Source organism: Streptomyces sp. NPDC030809 (genome assembly GCF_055572195.1).
Map to the genome: position 1 here is coordinate 346,421 of NZ_JBVIDV010000003.1, position 15,033 is coordinate 361,453.

Here is a 15,033-nt window from a genome sequence, read left to right on the forward strand (position 1 = left end):
ACGTGCACCCGGCCGCCCCCCGAGCAGGTCCGGGTGACGCATCACCGCTTGCGGCGCCGGCCCCGGCCGCCGCGGACGGGATCCCCGGCCCCACCGGTGCCCGGGGATCCCGGCCGGTCGGCGGAGACGACCAGTGCGGCCAGTGCCGTGGTCACCGGGACCGAGGCCACCAGGCCGATCGAGCCCACCAGGGTCCGTACGATCTCCTCGGCGACCAGCTCGCTGTTGGCCACCGCGCCCACGCTGCTCTGCGCGATCGAGAACAGCAGCAGCAGCGGGAGCGCCGCGCCCGCGTAGGCGAGCACCAGGGTGTTGACCACCGAGGCGATGTGGTCCCGCCCGATGCGGATGCCCGCCCGGTACAGGGCGCGCGGGCCCATCGCCGGGTCCGCCTGGTGGAGTTCCCACACCGCCGAGGTCTGGGTGACCGTCACATCGTCCAGGACACCCAGCGATCCGATGATCACACCTGCCAGCAGCAGGCCGCTCATGTCGATGCCCGGGTAGAGCCCGTGGATCAGCCCGGTGTTGTCGTCGGTGTTCCCGCTCAGGAACGCCCAGTCGATGAACAGCGAGCCCAGCACCCCGATGAGCAGCAGGGACACCAGTGTCCCCAGCACTGCCACCGACGTCCGCGCCGACAGTCCGTGGCACATGTACAGCGCGATCAGCATGATGGCGCTGGCGCCGACCACCGCCACCACCAGCGGGTTCGAGCCCTGGAGGATGGCGGGCAGGATGAACAGCGTCAGCACCGCGAAGCTCACCGCGAGCGCGATCAGCGCGAAGAGCCCGCGCATCCGGCCGACCAGGACCACGGCCAGGGCGAAGATCCCCGCCAGCAGGGTCATCGGGAGTTTGCGGTTGAGGTCGACGACGGAGTACTGGAGGTCCCGCGGGGCGTCGGGCGCGTACGCGACGACCACCTCCTGACCCTTCTTCAACTGCCTCGGGGCGCCGGGCTGGACGATCTCCGTGAAGGTCCGGCCGCGGTCGGGGCCGGTGGTCACTTTCACGGTCGCCTTCCCGCACAGCCCGGGCTTGGGGCCGGCCGCGTCGGGCGTGCCCGTCTCGCCGCCCGGCGGGACCTGGGCGGCGTTGACCTCCTTGCAGTCGACCATCCGCAGGTCCGCCACCTCGCCCTGCTGGGTCTGCCGGTCGAAGCCGACGCCGGTGCGCTCGTGCCCCGGGGCCCCGCCCGGCCACAGGACCACCAGTCCGACGAGGACGGCGGTGGCGAACGGGATCAGCACGGCGGCGATGACCTTGCGCAGGTGCTTCGAGACGGGCGCGGCGGGACCGTGGCTGTGGCTGTGACCACCGTGCCCGTGGCCGCCGCCGTTTCCGTGGCCGCCGTTTCCGTGCCCGTGCCCGCCGCCGTGCCCGCGCCCGCCGTCGTGCCCGTGCCCGCCGCCGACACCTCCGCCGGCACCGGTCTCGGTTCCGTACCCGGTCCCGTGTCCGCCATGTGGGACGTGTCCCCAGTCGTGGGACAAGGGGCCATGGCCGTGGCCGGAAGGCTCTGTTGGGGGCTGCGGCGAGGTCGTCACCGGCCGATCATCGCAAGAGATGAGGGGGCCCACTGTTCAGCACGCCACAGATGACGCTAGCGTGGGGGCACCTTTGCACAACGCGGGAGCTCGGAGCACCGGGCTGAGAGGGCGCTGATCACCGTACGCGCGTCGAGAAGACGTGAACGGGAAGAGGCTGCGCCGACCGCCGAACCTGTTACCGGGTAATGCCGGCGTAGGGAGATAGGTCTCATGACCGTTCAGGACGCACGCACGCCTGCCGTCAGCCAGAACAGCGACGGCGAAGGGCGCAAGCCGGGCTGGCACAAGGGCTATGTCTCGGGCTCCCGCCCCGACATCCGGGTGCCGGTCCGCCAGGTCCACCTCACCAACGGCCAGGACGTCACGCTGTACGACACCTCCGGCCCGTACACCGACCCGCAGATCGACACCGACGTCCGGCGCGGCCTCGCCCCGCTGCGCGAGAACTGGATCATCGGCCGCGGCGACACCGAGGAGTACGCCGGCCGTCCCGTGCGTCCCGAGGACGACGGCATCAAGCACACCTCGCCGCGCGGCGGCGGGCTCAAGAACCTCGACGCCGTCTTCCCGGGCCGCCCCCGGCTGCCCCGCCGCGGCCGTGACGGCAAGGCCGTCACGCAGCTCGCGTACGCCCGCCGCGGCGAGATCACTCCGGAGATGGAGTACGTCGCGATCCGCGAGAACGTCTCCCCCGAGGTCGTCCGCGAGGAGATCGCCGCAGGCCGCGCGGTGCTCCCGGCGAACGTGAACCACCCGGAGATCGAGCCGATGATCATCGGCAAGAGGTTCCTGGTGAAGGTCAACGCCAACATCGGCAACTCCGCCGTGACCTCCTCCATCGAGGAGGAGGTGGAGAAGATGACCTGGGCCACCCGCTGGGGCGCCGACACGGTCATGGACCTCTCCACCGGCCGCAACATCCACACCACCCGCGAGTGGGTGCTGCGCAACTCCCCCGTCCCGATCGGCACCGTCCCGCTCTACCAGGCGCTGGAGAAGGTCGACGGCAAGGCCGAGGAGCTGACCTGGGAGATCTACAAGGACACGGTCATCGAGCAGGCCGAGCAGGGCGTCGACTACATGACGGTCCACGCCGGCGTGCTGCTGCCGTACGTGCCGCTGACCGCCCGCCGCAAGACCGGCATCGTTTCCCGCGGCGGGTCGATCATGGCCGCCTGGTGCCTCGCGCACCACAAGGAGAACTTCCTCTACACGAACTTCGAGGAGCTCTGCGAGATCCTCGCGACGTACGACGTCACCTACTCGCTGGGTGACGGCCTGCGCCCCGGTTCGATCGCGGACGCCAACGACGCCGCGCAGTTCGCCGAGCTGAAGACCCTGGGCGAGCTGAACACCATCGCCAAGCGGCACAACGTGCAGACCATGATCGAGGGTCCGGGCCACGTCCCGATGCACAAGATCAAGGAGAACATCGACCTCCAGCAGGAGATCTGCGAGGAGGCGCCGTTCTACACGCTCGGCCCGCTGACCACCGACGTCGCGCCCGCGTACGACCACATCACCTCGGGCATCGGCGCCGCGATGATCGCCTGGTGGGGCACGGCGATGCTCTGCTACGTGACGCCCAAGGAGCACCTGGGCCTGCCCAACCGCGACGACGTGAAGACCGGTGTCATCACGTACAAGATCGCGGCGCACGCGGCGGACCTGGCCAAGGGCCACCCGGGGGCGCAGGAATGGGACGACGCGCTGTCCGACGCGCGGTTCGAGTTCCGCTGGGAGGACCAGTTCAACCTGGCCCTCGACCCGGACACGGCCCGGGAGTTCCACGATGAGACCCTGCCCGCCGAGCCGGCCAAGACCGCGCACTTCTGCTCCATGTGCGGCCCGAAGTTCTGCTCGATGAAGATCTCGCAGGACATCCGCCGGGAGCACGGCGGCGATCTGAAGGCCGAGGAGATCCAGGCGGGCATGGCGGAGAAGTCCGCCGAGTTCGCCGCCCAGGGCAACCGCGTGTACCTGCCGCTGGCCGACTGACCGCGGACGCGGCCCGAGGGGGGGGTCCCGAGGGGGGAACCGCGGGGGAGCGGGGGAGCGGGGGCGTCGGCCGGAACATCTTGTTCCGGTCGGCGCCCCCGCCGTGTTGTCCGTCGCCTCGTCCGCCGTGTTGACCGCGGTCTTGGCCGGCCGACCCCTGGCCGGGTGGGCTGACGCCTCGGCAGACTGGTTCTCGTGACTGCGAATTCCCTGCCCAAAGGGGCCAACATGCCGGTGGCCGCCGTCGCCGTACGCGCCGAGCTGGGGTGGGCGGACCGGCCCGGAGCTCCCGACTCCGATGCGTCCGCACTGCTGCTGACCGGGGCCGGGCGGGTCCGCGGCGACGCCGATTTCGTGTTCTACAACCAGCCCGAGCACGCGTCGGGTGCGGTGCGGCACCTCGGCAAGCGGCGCGGCCCGGCGGGGTGGACGGACACCGTCGAGGTGCTCCTGGACCGGGTGGAGCCGGCCGTGGAGCGGATCCTCGTCTGCGCTTCGGCGGACGGCGGGACGTTCGGGCAGGTCCCGGACCTGACCCTGCGGCTGCTCGATGCGGGTACGGGTGCGGAGCTGGCGCGGTTCGCGATCGAGGCCGGGCCGGAGACGGCCATGATCGGCGGGGAGCTGTACCGGCGGTCCGGCCAGTGGAAGTTCCGCGCGGTGGGCCAGGGATACGCGGCCGGGCTGGCGGGGCTGGCCACGGACTTCGGCATCACGGTGGACGACGCCCCGCCGGCGCCCGGGGCTGCTGCGCCGGCACCCGTACGGGCGACTGGGCCCGCACCCGTACGGGCACCGGCGCCGGCACCCGTACAGACGCCGGGGCCGGAACCCGCATGGGCACCCGCCCCGGCGCAAGCTCCCGTTCCGCCCGCCGCCCCCCGCCTGTCCAAGGGCGAGGAGCGGCTGCCGGTGGACATGCGCAAGCGGCTGTCGCTGCGCAAGGAGCAGGTGGCCGTCAGCCTGCACAAGCACGGGGCGGCCGGGATCCGGGCCCGGGTGGTGCTGGTCCTGGACGCCTCGGGCTCCATGTCCCCGCTGTACGCACGGGGGATCGTGTCGGACGTGGTCGAGCGGATGGCGGCGGTGGCCGCCCAGCTCGACGACGACGGGGAGATGCAGGCGTGGACCTTCGCCTCGAACCCGGCGCGGCTGCCCGACCTGCTCCTGGGGGAACTGCCCGAGTGGCTCCGGCTCCACGTCCGGATCGGGGAGCTGTCGGTGTTCGGGCGCCGCAAGCCCCCGCGCGGGCTGCGGGCGGGGCAGGTGGACATGCGGGCCGTCGGCATCCAGAACGAGGAGCAGAAGGTGATCCGCGAGGTGCGGGCCTTCGTACGGGCGCACCCGGTGCCGGATCCGACCCTCGTGCTCTTCTTCTCCGACGGCGGGGTCTACCGGAACGCGGAGATCGAGCGGGAGCTGCGCGAGGCGGTGGAGGAACCGGTGTTCTGGCAGTTCGTCGGCCTCGGGCGGTCGAACTACGGGGTCCTGGAGCGCTTCGACACGATGCCCGGGCGCCGGGTGGACAACGTGGGCTTCTTCGCGGTGGACGACATCGCCACCGTGCCGGATCCGGAGCTGTACGACCGGCTGCTGTCCGAGTTCCCGTCGTGGATCCGGGCGGCCCGGCAGGCGGGCATCCTCTGAGCGGTCGGACGGCGTACGGATCCGGGGCGGTGCTCGACGAAGCCCTCCCGTTTGCCGGGACGGGACGGGACGCGGAGTGAGGGTAGGCGGCGGACCGGAGGGGCAGTCCCCGGCGCGCCGCGGGCTGCCCGGGACTCGCCGCGGGCACGGCCGTTCGGTGGCGGCCCGATGGGCTGATCCGCTGATAACCCCGCAGTAGTGCTCGCGGCAGCACGGATTTCCTCCTCGGCTTGCCAACGATGGGCGCACTCGCGGCCGGAGCACGTCTGTGCCCCTCCCCTCCCCGCCCCGGTCCGAGCGACAACCGAAGGAGTGCTGTATGAGTCGTGAGCACCGGGCCAGGCCCCCTCTTGGGCCCCTCCCCCGGAGCCGGGCCTGGCTGGCGGGAAGTGCGCTGGCCTCCCTCTCCCTCGTCGTGATGCCCATGGCCGCCCCGGCCCTCGCCGTGGTGCAGCCGCCGGGCCCGGCCGTGAGCGCGGGCAGCCCCGCCGATGGCGGCGGCGGTGGCGGCGGCGACGAGTGCAAGCCGCGGCGGCGCGGAGAAGACCGGACCGCTCCCGGCGCGGACACCGGCGGCGGTGGTGGCGGCGGTCAGGAGAAGTGCAAGGGCCCGACGGGTCCGACCGGCCCCACCGGCCCGACGGGTCCGACGGGACCGCCGGGGCCCAAGGGCGATACGGGTTCCAGCGGGGCCACCGGGGCGACGGGTGCGACGGGTGCGACTGGTGCCACGGGCGCGACGGGTGCTACGGGTGCGACTGGGGCCACGGGTGCGACGGGCGAGACCGGTCCGACGGGTCCGACTGGGACCACGGGCGCGACGGGTGCCACCGGTGCGACTGGGGCCACCGGTGCGACTGGGGCCACGGGTGCCACGGGCGCGACGGGTGCGACTGGGGCCACGGGTGCGACGGGCGAAACCGGTCCGACGGGCCCGACTGGGGCCACCGGCGCGACGGGTGCCACCGGTGCGACTGGGGCCACGGGCGAGACAGGCCCGACGGGTCCGACTGGGGCCACGGGTGCGACTGGGGCCACGGGTGCGACTGGCGAGACCGGTCCGACGGGCCCGACCGGTCCGACTGGCGCGACAGGCGCGACAGGCGCCACGGGTGCGACCGGTGCGACCGGTGCCACGGGTGCGACCGGTGCGACCGGCGCGACCGGCGCGACCGGTGCCACGGGTGCCACCGGCCCCGCCGGCGGTTGCAACGCCATCTCCAACTACAAGCCCAGCGGGTCCCGCGAGGTCAAGGCCGTGATGATCAACGGGGTCGCCTACGTCGGGATCCGGGGCATCGCCGGTCCCGGGTCCTCGCAGACCGACTTCGACTGGCACAACCTGACCAACCCCACGCGCAACCCGGGCTATCCGACCGGCCTGGCCTGCGGCATCGCCGTCGACGAACACTCCAACGGCGCGAACATCGAGATCTCCACCACGGACGGACGGGTCTTCGAGACCTTCTGCTCGGTCGACAACCCCACCCCGTCCCTGGACTGCGGGTCCGCGCCGCCCGGAACCCCGCACCCGTGGGTGCAGATCCTGCCCGGCCCCACGTCCGCTCCGGCACTGAACCGGTTCCTCGCTCCCCCCGGGTCCCTCGGCGAGGCGCCCGCCGGCAACCGCAACCACCCGCTGAAGGAGGACAAGTTCCGCCGCGAGCCCGCGGACGGGTGAGCCTGCCGGCGGTTCACTGATCCGCAGCGGTACCGAAGCGGCCCGGAGCGCCGCCGGATCTCAGTCCGGCCGGTGCCCCGGCCCGCCGAAGTCCGGACTGGTGAAGTCCGGGCTGCTGAACCCGGGACCTCCGCCCTCGCCGCCCCGTCCCGCCCCCGGCCCACCGCCACCCGGGCTGCTGAAGTCGGGCCGGTCGTAGCCCAGCCGGGGCATCCGGCTGCTCGGCACGTGGGGTACGGGTGCGGCGGGGCCGGCGCTCGGATCGGCCAGCGCGTCCCGGAGGAAGGGCATGATGCCGCGCTCCAGCAGGGCGTGCCGCCAGGCCTCGCGGGCGCGCGAGACCTCGTCGGGTATCGCCTCGCCGGCGTCGGCGGCCACCTCGGTGGAGCTGTTGCGTACGGCCGTCACCAGCAGGCCGATCGCGGCGCAGAGGATGGCCGCGGCGGTCAGGGCGCCGAAGAACCAGCCGACCGTGAGCATGGTCCGGGCGAAAGCCGGTTCCGGGTCGAGCAGTTTGAGCAGGTAGCCCACCAGAAGGAAGATCACCATGGCGGTGCCGGCCAGGACCGGCGCGAGGACGGCCACGACGGCGCTCGCTCCGGCGCCCGCGCCCCCGGCCTCGCCTTCGGGCTCCCGTCCGACGGGGGTGGTCGCGACCTCGTCGCGCACATCCGCTCGTACTTTCACATAATGCTCGTACTCGGCGGCCGCGGCGGCCGTCAGCAGCGCGCTGGCGTTCAGTGCCATCGTGCGCAGCTGTTCCGCGTTGAGCCGTTCGCCGACCGCGGACAGTTCCGGTCGCTCGTGCGCGGTGCGCAATGCCTCGTCGAGAAGGCGTCCGAACTCCGGCCGGTCCTCGTTCAGCAGGTGCGGAGCGCTGGTCATGTGCATCCCCCGATACTCCGTCGGGCCGGTATGCCCGCGTGGATCCGGACAAGCGGCGGAAACGGAGGAGAGCCTGCTACGGACAGTGCGATGGTAGAGCGCCCACGCCATACGGTGACAGGGCCTTTCCGGAAATACCCCGTACGGTGAACGCTCAGTCGCTCAGCGGCAGTTGTACGACCAGCAGCTTTCCGGCCATCGTGACCCCGCCGTCCATGGCGATCGCCAGTCCGCCGGCGTACACGTGCGGTCCTTCGACCACGGGGCCGCCCTCGCCGTCGGCGTCCTCGGTGCCGACCTCGCCGAGCAGGTACGGGATCGGGCTGTGGCCGTGCACCACGCGGCTGCCGCCGTAGGTCGCGAGCAGTTCGCGGACGGCCTCGGGGCCGGACTCCTCGTCGCGGAAGGCGAACCGCCGCGTGAACTTGCGGAAGAGGTCCCAGGTTTCGTTCGCGTCGTTGCGGTTGAGGAGCTCGTGGACCTTGTCGTTGACGTCCTCGATGGAGCTGCCGTAGTCGAGGTACGCGGTGGTGTCGGAGTGCAGGAGCAGGTGCCCGTCCTCCAGCGCGGCCGCGTCCAGCCGGGACATCCACTGGAGGTGGACGTCCTGGAGGCGTTCCATGTCGGTGCGCTGGCCGCCGTTGAGCAGCCAGGCGGCCTGGAAGGTGGCGGTGCCGGCGCCGGAGGCCACGGGGGTGTCGCCGAACCGCTTGGCGCCGATCAGCAGCAGCTCGTGGTTGCCCATCAGGGCCTTGCAGTAGCCGCCGGACGCGGCGGCCTCGGCGGACAGCCGCATGACGAGGTCGATGACGCCGATGCCGTCGGGGCCGCGGTCGGTGAAGTCGCCGAGGAACCAGAGCCGGGCGTTTCCGGCGGACCAGCTGCCGTCGGCGTCCACCAGCCCCTGGGCCTGCAGCTCGGCGACCAGTTCGTCGAGGTAGCCGTGCACGTCGCCGACGACGTAGAGCGGGCCGAGCCCGGAGCCGGGCCGCTCCTCGGGCACGTAGGTGACCTGCACGGTGTCGCCGGCGCGGGCCCCTATGACGGGGAGGTCCCGCTGCGTGGGCGTGTAGCCGTCCGGGTCATCCCCGTACGGGGCGTGCTCGGGGTAGGGGGGGACGTCCGCGCGGGCGTGCGGGGCCGGGGGCTCCGGGCGGGCCTGGGGCTGGACGGGGATGTGCACGGGAGCGGGGCCGGCGGCCGGCGGCTGCGCGGCCGGCTGCGGGTATGCCGGGGCTTCCCCGTAGGGGGCGGCGGCCGGATGAGGTTCGGGGTCCGGGTACGGTACGGGCGCGGTTCCGGGGACGCGGAAGTCCCGCAGCGTCTCCGTCCGCATCACGGGTCCCTGACCGGCCCCCTGAGTCATCGACCCCTCCACCACCGTCGCGCTGCCGCACATCCGCGGACCCTCCTGGCCGGAGGGTCCGTGATGTCGTGCGCCCATCATAGGAATGCGGCTCGCGCTCTGTGACGCACCAGGGGTGGTGAATCCTGGACGGACCCGGGCCGCGCAGGCCTGTTCTCGGCCTTTTCTCCCGATTTGTTCGTTCTCAGTCCTTCGACGGCGAGCGTGGCGGGCTGACCGTGGTGCGGGGCTGCCGGCGCTGCGAGGAGGTCCGGACGATCAGTTCGGTCGGTATCACCTGCTCGACCGGACGCCCGGTGTCCACTCCCTCGATGGCGTCGATGAGGAGCTGGACCACGGCCGTTCCGATGCGCCGGGGCTTGAGCGAGAGGGTGGTGATGGGGGGTTCGGTGTTCGCGTAGACGGTGGACTCGCTGCAGCACACCAGCAGCAGGTCGTCGGGGACGCGCAGCCCGTAGCGCCGGGCGGCGGCCAGCAGGTCGGTGCCGTTGGGGTCGAAGAGGCCGTAGACGGCGTCCGGGCGGTCGGGGCGGGCGAGCAGCCGGTCGGCGGCCACCGCTCCGGCGCACGGGTCGTGGGCGGGGTAGGACTCGTAGACGGGGTCCTGGCCGACGCGCTTGCACCAGTTGAGGTAGGCGGTGGTGGAGAGCCGGGTGTAGGTGTCGGTGGTGGTGCCGGTGAGGAGGCCGATCCGGCGGGCGCCGGCGGCGGCCAGGTGGTCGAGCAGGTCGAGTACGGCGGCCTCGTGGTCGTTGTCGACCCAGGCGGTGACGGGCAGGGCGCCCGCCGGACGGCCGTCGGACACGACGGGCAGGCCCTGGCGGACCAGCTCGGTGACGACGGGGTCGTGGTCGGAGGGGTCGATGACGACGGTCCCGTCCAGCGCGACATTGGACCAGACGTCGTGGCGGGAGGTGGCGGGCAGGATGACGAGGGCGTAGCCGCGGGCGAGCGCGGCGGAGGTGGCGGCCCGGGCCATCTCGGCGAAGTACGCGAATTCGGTGAAGGTGAAAGGTTCATCCCCGTAGGTCGTGACGGTCAGGCCGATGAGGCCCGACTTGCCGGTACGGAGGGTCCGGGCCGCGGCGGAGGGGCGGTAACCCAGCCGGTCGGCCACCTCGCGGACGTGGCGGCGGGTGGCGTCCGGCAGCCTGCCCTTGCCATTGAGCGCGTCCGACACGGTTGTGATCGAGACGCCGGCCGCGGCCGCCACGTCCCTGATGCCCGCCCGTCCTTGCCGGCCGGCCCGCCGGGGGGTCTCCGTCCGGCTCACCTGATGCTTCCCTGCTGCTGTCATGGCGAGCCGATAGTAGGGCTCGGAAGGCCTGATGGACCGAATGCATATGCAGTCGTTGACAGGCACGTTTCTGCATGGTTCGCCACCCCCAATGACCTTGAAAACAAAGGCAGTTACCCAGGTATGGCCCTGAGGGCCGCTTGTCGATCGGTACGGGCATGCCAAGGTGGCGATGTTGCGAAGTGGTCTCAACTCACCTTCACGGGGGACGCGCGCCACGGCGCGAGCCACCGGCGCATGCATATATGCATGCGCCCCCCGGTTTCCTGCCGCCAGCCATTTTCGGGACGGCGGAATCCTCATAAGGTGAGCAGTATTGAAGTTCAAGGGACGGTCGAGGAGGACCTGCGGTGAGCGAGAAGAGCCCGAAGCTGCGCGCCGAGCTGGACGGCATCCCCACGTACAAGCCGGGGAAGCCCGCGGCGGCCGGGGGTGCCGTGGCGTTCAAGCTGTCCTCCAACGAGAACCCGTACCCGCCGCTGCCGGGGGTGCTGGAGAGCGCGGTCGCGGCGGCCGGGAGCTTCAACCGGTACCCCGACATGGCCTGCACCGGCCTGGTCGCCGAGCTGGCCGACCGCTTCGGCGTGCCGGTCGAGCACATCGCCACGGGCACCGGCTCGGTGGGCGTGGCCCAGTCGCTGATCCAGTCCACGGCGGGCCCCGGTGACGAGGTCATCTACGCCTGGCGCTCCTTCGAGGCCTACCCGATCATCACGCAGATCTCCGGCGCCACGGCCGTGCCGGTCCCGCTGACCGACGGGGACGTGCACGACCTGGACGCGATGGCCGAGGCGATCACCGAGCGGACCCGGCTGATCTTCGTCTGCAACCCGAACAACCCCACCGGCACCGTGGTGCGCCGCGCCGAGCTGGAGCGGTTCCTCGACCGGGTGCCCTCGGACGTGCTGGTGGTGCTGGACGAGGCCTACCGCGAGTTCATCCGCGACACCGAGGTGCCGGACGGCATCGAGCTCTACCGCACCCGGCCCAACGTGGCGGTCCTGCGGACCTTCTCCAAGGCGTACGGGCTGGCCGGCCTGCGGGTCGGCTTCGCGGTGGCGCACGAGCCGGTGGCGGCGGCGCTGCGCAAGACGGCCGTGCCCTTCGGCGTGAGCCAGCTGGCGCAGGACGCGGCGGTGGCCTCGCTGCGCGCCGAGGACGAGCTGCTGGGCCGGGTCGGCTCGCTGGTCTGCGAGCGCACCCGGGTGTACGAGGCGCTGGTCAAGCAGGGCTGGACGGTCCCGGAGACGCAGGCGAACTTCGTGTGGATGCGGCTGGGGGAGCGGACCGCCGACTTCGCGGCGGCCTGCGAGAAGGCCGGTGTGGTGGTCCGGCCCTTCGCGGGCGAGGGCCTGCGGGTCACGATCGGCGAGCCGGAGGCGAACGACCTGTTCCTGCACGCGGCGGAGGCGTTCCGCAAGGAGCTGTAGGCGTACCGGGAGCCCGAGGGGGCGGCAGGCCAGTGGGGTCAGGCCGCTTCCACCCGGATGGGGTCGCCGTCGCGGACGGTGGCCAGGAGGCGGGGGTCGCCGTCGAGTGAGCCGAGCAGGTTGCAGGGGCTCGCCAGGCGACTCTCGCCTCCTCGCGATATGGGGGTCGGGCCGTAGGGGAGGGCGAGGGCGTCGCCCTCGGTCCAGAAGGCGACGGTGCCGGGCTCCACGACCTGGCGGGCGTCGTCCTCCAGGGCCGCGGAGACGGGAGTGTCGAAGTAGACCTCCTCGCCCCACGTGTGCGCGGTCGAGACGAGCGGCAGGGCTTCGGCCAGGGCCTTGGCGGTCGGGGTGTCGTCGAGGGTGGCGGTGAGCTGGCCGGCGGGCCAGGAGATGCGTATCTGCATGGCGTAATTCAACAATATGTTGAATTCGTTGGCCAGAAGATGGACCCCCCGGATGAAACGGGTGGAGGCCGGTACGACATAATGCTTGTGAATGTGAACGCGTTCACAAGCGTGTCTGCTTGCTCCGTGATTGAGGTGGTTCGAGCAGGCATCCTGCCGACGTACCACGGCGATGTGAAGGAGAAGACGACGTGGACCTAGCTCTGGCGCCGGAGACACTGGCGCGATGGCAGTTCGGCATCACCACCGTCTACCACTTCCTCTTCGTGCCCCTGACGATCTCGCTCGCCGCGCTCACGGCCGGCCTGCAGACCGCCTGGGTGCGGACCGAGAAGGAGAAGTACCTCAGGGCCACGAAGTTCTGGGGCAAGCTCTTCCTGATCAACATCGCGATGGGCGTCGTCACCGGCATCGTGCAGGAATTCCAGTTCGGCATGAACTGGTCGGACTACTCGCGGTTCGTGGGTGACATCTTCGGCGCGCCCCTCGCCTTCGAAGCACTGATCGCGTTCTTCTTCGAGTCCACCTTCATCGGCCTGTGGATCTTCGGTTGGGACAAGCTGCCCAAGAAGATCCACCTGGCCTGCATCTGGATGGTCTCGCTCGGCACCGTCCTGTCGGCGTACTTCATCCTCGCCGCCAACTCCTGGATGCAGCACCCGGTCGGGTACCGCATCAACAAGGAGCGCGGGCGGGCCGAGCTCACCGACTTCTGGGCGGTGCTCACCCAGAACACCGCGCTCACCCAGTTCTTCCACACCATCAGCGCGGCCTTCCTCGTCGGAGGCGCGTTCCTGGTCGGCATCTCCGCCTTCCACCTGGCCCGCAAGAAGCACGTGCCGGTGATGCGGACCTCGCTGCGGCTGGGCCTGGTCACCCTGGTGATCGCCGGTCTGCTGACCGCCGTCAGCGGTGACCTGCTCGGCAAGGTCATGTTCAAGCAGCAGCCGATGAAGATGGCCGCGGCCGAGGCGCTGTGGGACGGGGAGGCGCCCGCGCCCTTCTCGGTCTTCGCCTACGGGGACGTGGACAAGGGCCACAACAAGGTGGCCATAGAGATTCCCGGCCTGCTGTCCTTCCTCGCCAACGACGACTTCGACTCCTTCGTCCCCGGCATCAACGACGTCAACAAGGCGGAGCAGGAGAAGTTCGGGCCCGGCGACTACCGGCCCAACATCCCCGTGGCCTACTGGGGCTTCCGCTGGATGATCGGCTTCGGCATGGCCTCGCTCGCGGTGGGCGCCGCCGGCCTCTGGCTGACCCGCCGGAAGTTCCTGCTGCCACCGGGGCTGCGGACCGGCGAGGACGAGGTGCCGCACCTGGTCCTGTACAAGACGGCCCTCAGCCCCCGGCTGACCAAGTGGTACTGGCTCGCGGCCCTGTGGACGATCGCCTTCCCCCTGATCGCCAACTCCTGGGGCTGGATCTTCACCGAGATGGGCCGGCAGCCCTGGGTCGTCTACGGGGTCCTGCGCACGCGCGACGCGGTCTCCCCCGGCGTCTCCACGGCCGAGGTGCTGATCTCGATGATCGGCTTCACCCTCCTCTACGCGGTGCTCGCCGTCATCGAGGTCAAGCTGCTCGTCAAGTACGTCAAGGCCGGACCGCCGGAGCTCACGGAGGCCGATCTGAACCCGCCCACCAGGATCGGCGGCGACGACAAGGACGCCGACCGGCCCATGGCCTTCTCGTACTGAGCCCTGAGGAGAGCGAGAGATGCAACTCCACGACGTCTGGTTCGTGCTGATCGCGGTCCTCTGGATCGGCTACTTCTTCCTGGAGGGGTTCGACTTCGGGGTCGGCATCCTCACCCGGCTGCTGGCCCGGGACCGCGCCGAGAAGCGGGTCCTGATCAACACCATCGGTCCCGTCTGGGACGGCAATGAAGTGTGGCTGCTGACCGCCGGAGGCGCGACCTTCGCCGCCTTCCCGGAGTGGTACGCCACCCTCTTCTCCGGGTTCTACCTGCCCCTGCTGGTCATCCTGGTCTGCCTGATCGTGCGCGGGGTCGCCTTCGAGTACCGGGCCAAGCGGCCCGAGGAGAACTGGCAGACCAACTGGGAACGCGCGATCTTCTGGACCTCGCTGATCCCCGCGTTCCTGTGGGGCGTGGCCTTCGCCAACATCGTGCGCGGGGTGAAGATCGACGCGGACATGGAGTACGTCGGCACCCTCTGGGACCTGCTCAATGTGTACTCGCTGCTCGGCGGCCTGGTCACCCTCAGCCTGTTCACCTTCCACGGCGCGGTCTTCACCTCGCTGAAGACGGTCGGGGAGATCCGGGAGCGCTCGCGCACGCTGGCCCTGCAACTGGGCCTGGCCACCGCCGTGACGGCCCTGGTCTTCCTGCTGTGGACCCAGGTCTCGCGCGGTGACGGCAAGAGCCTCGTGGCCATGGCGGTCGCTGTGCTGGCCCTGGTGGCGGCACTGGGCTTCGTGGCCAAGGGCCGCGAGGGCTGGGCCTTCGCCCTGTCGGGGGTCACGATCGCAGCGGCCGTCGCGATGCTGTTCCTGGCGCTCTTCCCGAACGTCATGCCCTCCTCGCTGAACGACGCCTGGCACCTGACGGTCACCAACGCCTCGTCCAGCCCGTACACCCTGAAGATCATGACGTGGTGTGCGGCGGTCGCCACCCCGCTGGTGCTGCTCTACCAGGGCTGGACCTACTGGGTGTTCCGCAAGCGCATCGGCACCCAGCACCTCGCCGATCCCGTCCACTGATCCGCCGGCACGTCCTGCCCCGGGGGATGTTTCACGTGAAACATCCCC

Annotated in this window: 11 protein-coding genes; 6 read left to right on the plus strand and 5 right to left on the minus strand. The window is 71.2% G+C overall.

Going from position 1 to position 15,033, the window contains the following annotated elements:
* Positions 1–41 precede the first annotated feature (41 nt).
* Positions 42–1,550, minus strand: a complete 1,509-nt coding sequence (locus ACZ407_RS06300; protein ID WP_468125932.1) for a YibE/F family protein — start codon at positions 1,548–1,550, stop codon at positions 42–44.
* A 213-nt stretch (positions 1,551–1,763) separates the two neighbouring features.
* Here ACZ407_RS06300 and thiC point away from each other — a divergent pair, with 213 nt between their 5' ends.
* The 3 genes from thiC (at position 1,764) to ACZ407_RS06315 (ending at position 6,879) form a co-directional block, all read left to right on the plus strand.
* Positions 1,764–3,551, plus strand: coding sequence for a phosphomethylpyrimidine synthase ThiC (gene thiC / locus ACZ407_RS06305; RefSeq protein ID WP_468125934.1), 1,788 nt, complete (start codon positions 1,764–1,766; stop codon positions 3,549–3,551).
* A 195-nt stretch (positions 3,552–3,746) separates the two neighbouring features.
* Positions 3,747–5,198, plus strand: coding sequence for a VWA domain-containing protein (locus ACZ407_RS06310; protein WP_468125936.1), 1,452 nt, complete (start codon positions 3,747–3,749; stop codon positions 5,196–5,198).
* 1,258 nt (positions 5,199–6,456) lie between these two features.
* Entirely contained in the window at positions 6,457–6,879 is a 423-nt protein-coding gene (locus ACZ407_RS06315) for a hypothetical protein (RefSeq protein WP_468125938.1), read from the plus strand.
* A 60-nt stretch (positions 6,880–6,939) separates the two neighbouring features.
* On the opposite strand, the gene ACZ407_RS06320 is transcribed toward ACZ407_RS06315, so the two are convergent.
* The 3 genes from ACZ407_RS06320 to ACZ407_RS06330 all read right to left on the minus strand — a co-directional run bounded on the left by ACZ407_RS06320 (position 6,940) and on the right by ACZ407_RS06330 (position 10,427).
* Positions 6,940–7,770, minus strand: a complete 831-nt coding sequence (locus ACZ407_RS06320) for a hypothetical protein (RefSeq protein ID WP_468125939.1) — start codon at positions 7,768–7,770, stop codon at positions 6,940–6,942.
* 148 nt (positions 7,771–7,918) lie between these two features.
* Entirely contained in the window at positions 7,919–9,163 is a 1,245-nt protein-coding gene (locus ACZ407_RS06325; protein WP_468125941.1) for a metallophosphoesterase, read from the minus strand.
* Positions 9,164–9,314: 151 nt separating this feature from the next.
* On the minus strand, positions 9,315–10,427 hold the full coding sequence (locus ACZ407_RS06330) for a LacI family DNA-binding transcriptional regulator (RefSeq protein WP_468125943.1): 1,113 nt from the start codon (positions 10,425–10,427) through the stop codon (positions 9,315–9,317).
* Between the two features lie 350 nt (positions 10,428–10,777).
* On the opposite strand from ACZ407_RS06330, the gene hisC reads away from it, so the two are divergent.
* Complete coding sequence (gene hisC / locus ACZ407_RS06335; RefSeq protein ID WP_468125945.1) at positions 10,778–11,857, plus strand: histidinol-phosphate transaminase; 1,080 nt, start codon at positions 10,778–10,780, stop codon at positions 11,855–11,857.
* A gap of 38 nt (positions 11,858–11,895) precedes the next feature.
* On the opposite strand, the gene ACZ407_RS06340 is transcribed toward hisC, so the two are convergent.
* Entirely contained in the window at positions 11,896–12,264 is a 369-nt protein-coding gene (locus ACZ407_RS06340) for a cyclophilin-like fold protein (protein WP_468125947.1), read from the minus strand.
* A gap of 191 nt (positions 12,265–12,455) precedes the next feature.
* Here ACZ407_RS06340 and ACZ407_RS06345 point away from each other — a divergent pair, with 191 nt between their 5' ends.
* Both ACZ407_RS06345 and cydB read left to right on the plus strand, forming a co-directional pair.
* Positions 12,456–13,961, plus strand: a complete 1,506-nt coding sequence (locus tag ACZ407_RS06345; RefSeq protein WP_468125949.1) for a cytochrome ubiquinol oxidase subunit I — start codon at positions 12,456–12,458, stop codon at positions 13,959–13,961.
* Positions 13,962–13,980: 19 nt separating this feature from the next.
* A complete protein-coding gene (gene cydB, locus ACZ407_RS06350; RefSeq protein ID WP_468125950.1) occupies positions 13,981–14,985 on the plus strand; it encodes a cytochrome d ubiquinol oxidase subunit II in 1,005 nt (334 codons plus the stop codon).
* Positions 14,986–15,033: the final 48 nt, after the last annotated feature.

What these genes read in the sequence shown, in the direction of transcription:
- ACZ407_RS06325 (WP_468125941.1), bottom strand. Translation starts at nt 9,163, where the DNA reads ATGTGCGGCAGCGCGACGGTGGTGGAGGGGTCGATGACTCAGGGGGCC.
- cydB (WP_468125950.1), top strand. Translation starts at nt 13,981, where the DNA reads ATGCAACTCCACGACGTCTGGTTCGTGCTGATCGCGGTCCTCTGGATC.
- ACZ407_RS06340 (WP_468125947.1), bottom strand. Translation starts at nt 12,264, where the DNA reads ATGCAGATACGCATCTCCTGGCCCGCCGGCCAGCTCACCGCCACCCTC.
- ACZ407_RS06330 (WP_468125943.1), bottom strand. Translation starts at nt 10,427, where the DNA reads ATGACAGCAGCAGGGAAGCATCAGGTGAGCCGGACGGAGACCCCCCGG.
- thiC (WP_468125934.1), top strand. Translation starts at nt 1,764, where the DNA reads ATGACCGTTCAGGACGCACGCACGCCTGCCGTCAGCCAGAACAGCGAC.
- ACZ407_RS06320 (WP_468125939.1), bottom strand. Translation starts at nt 7,770, where the DNA reads ATGCACATGACCAGCGCTCCGCACCTGCTGAACGAGGACCGGCCGGAG.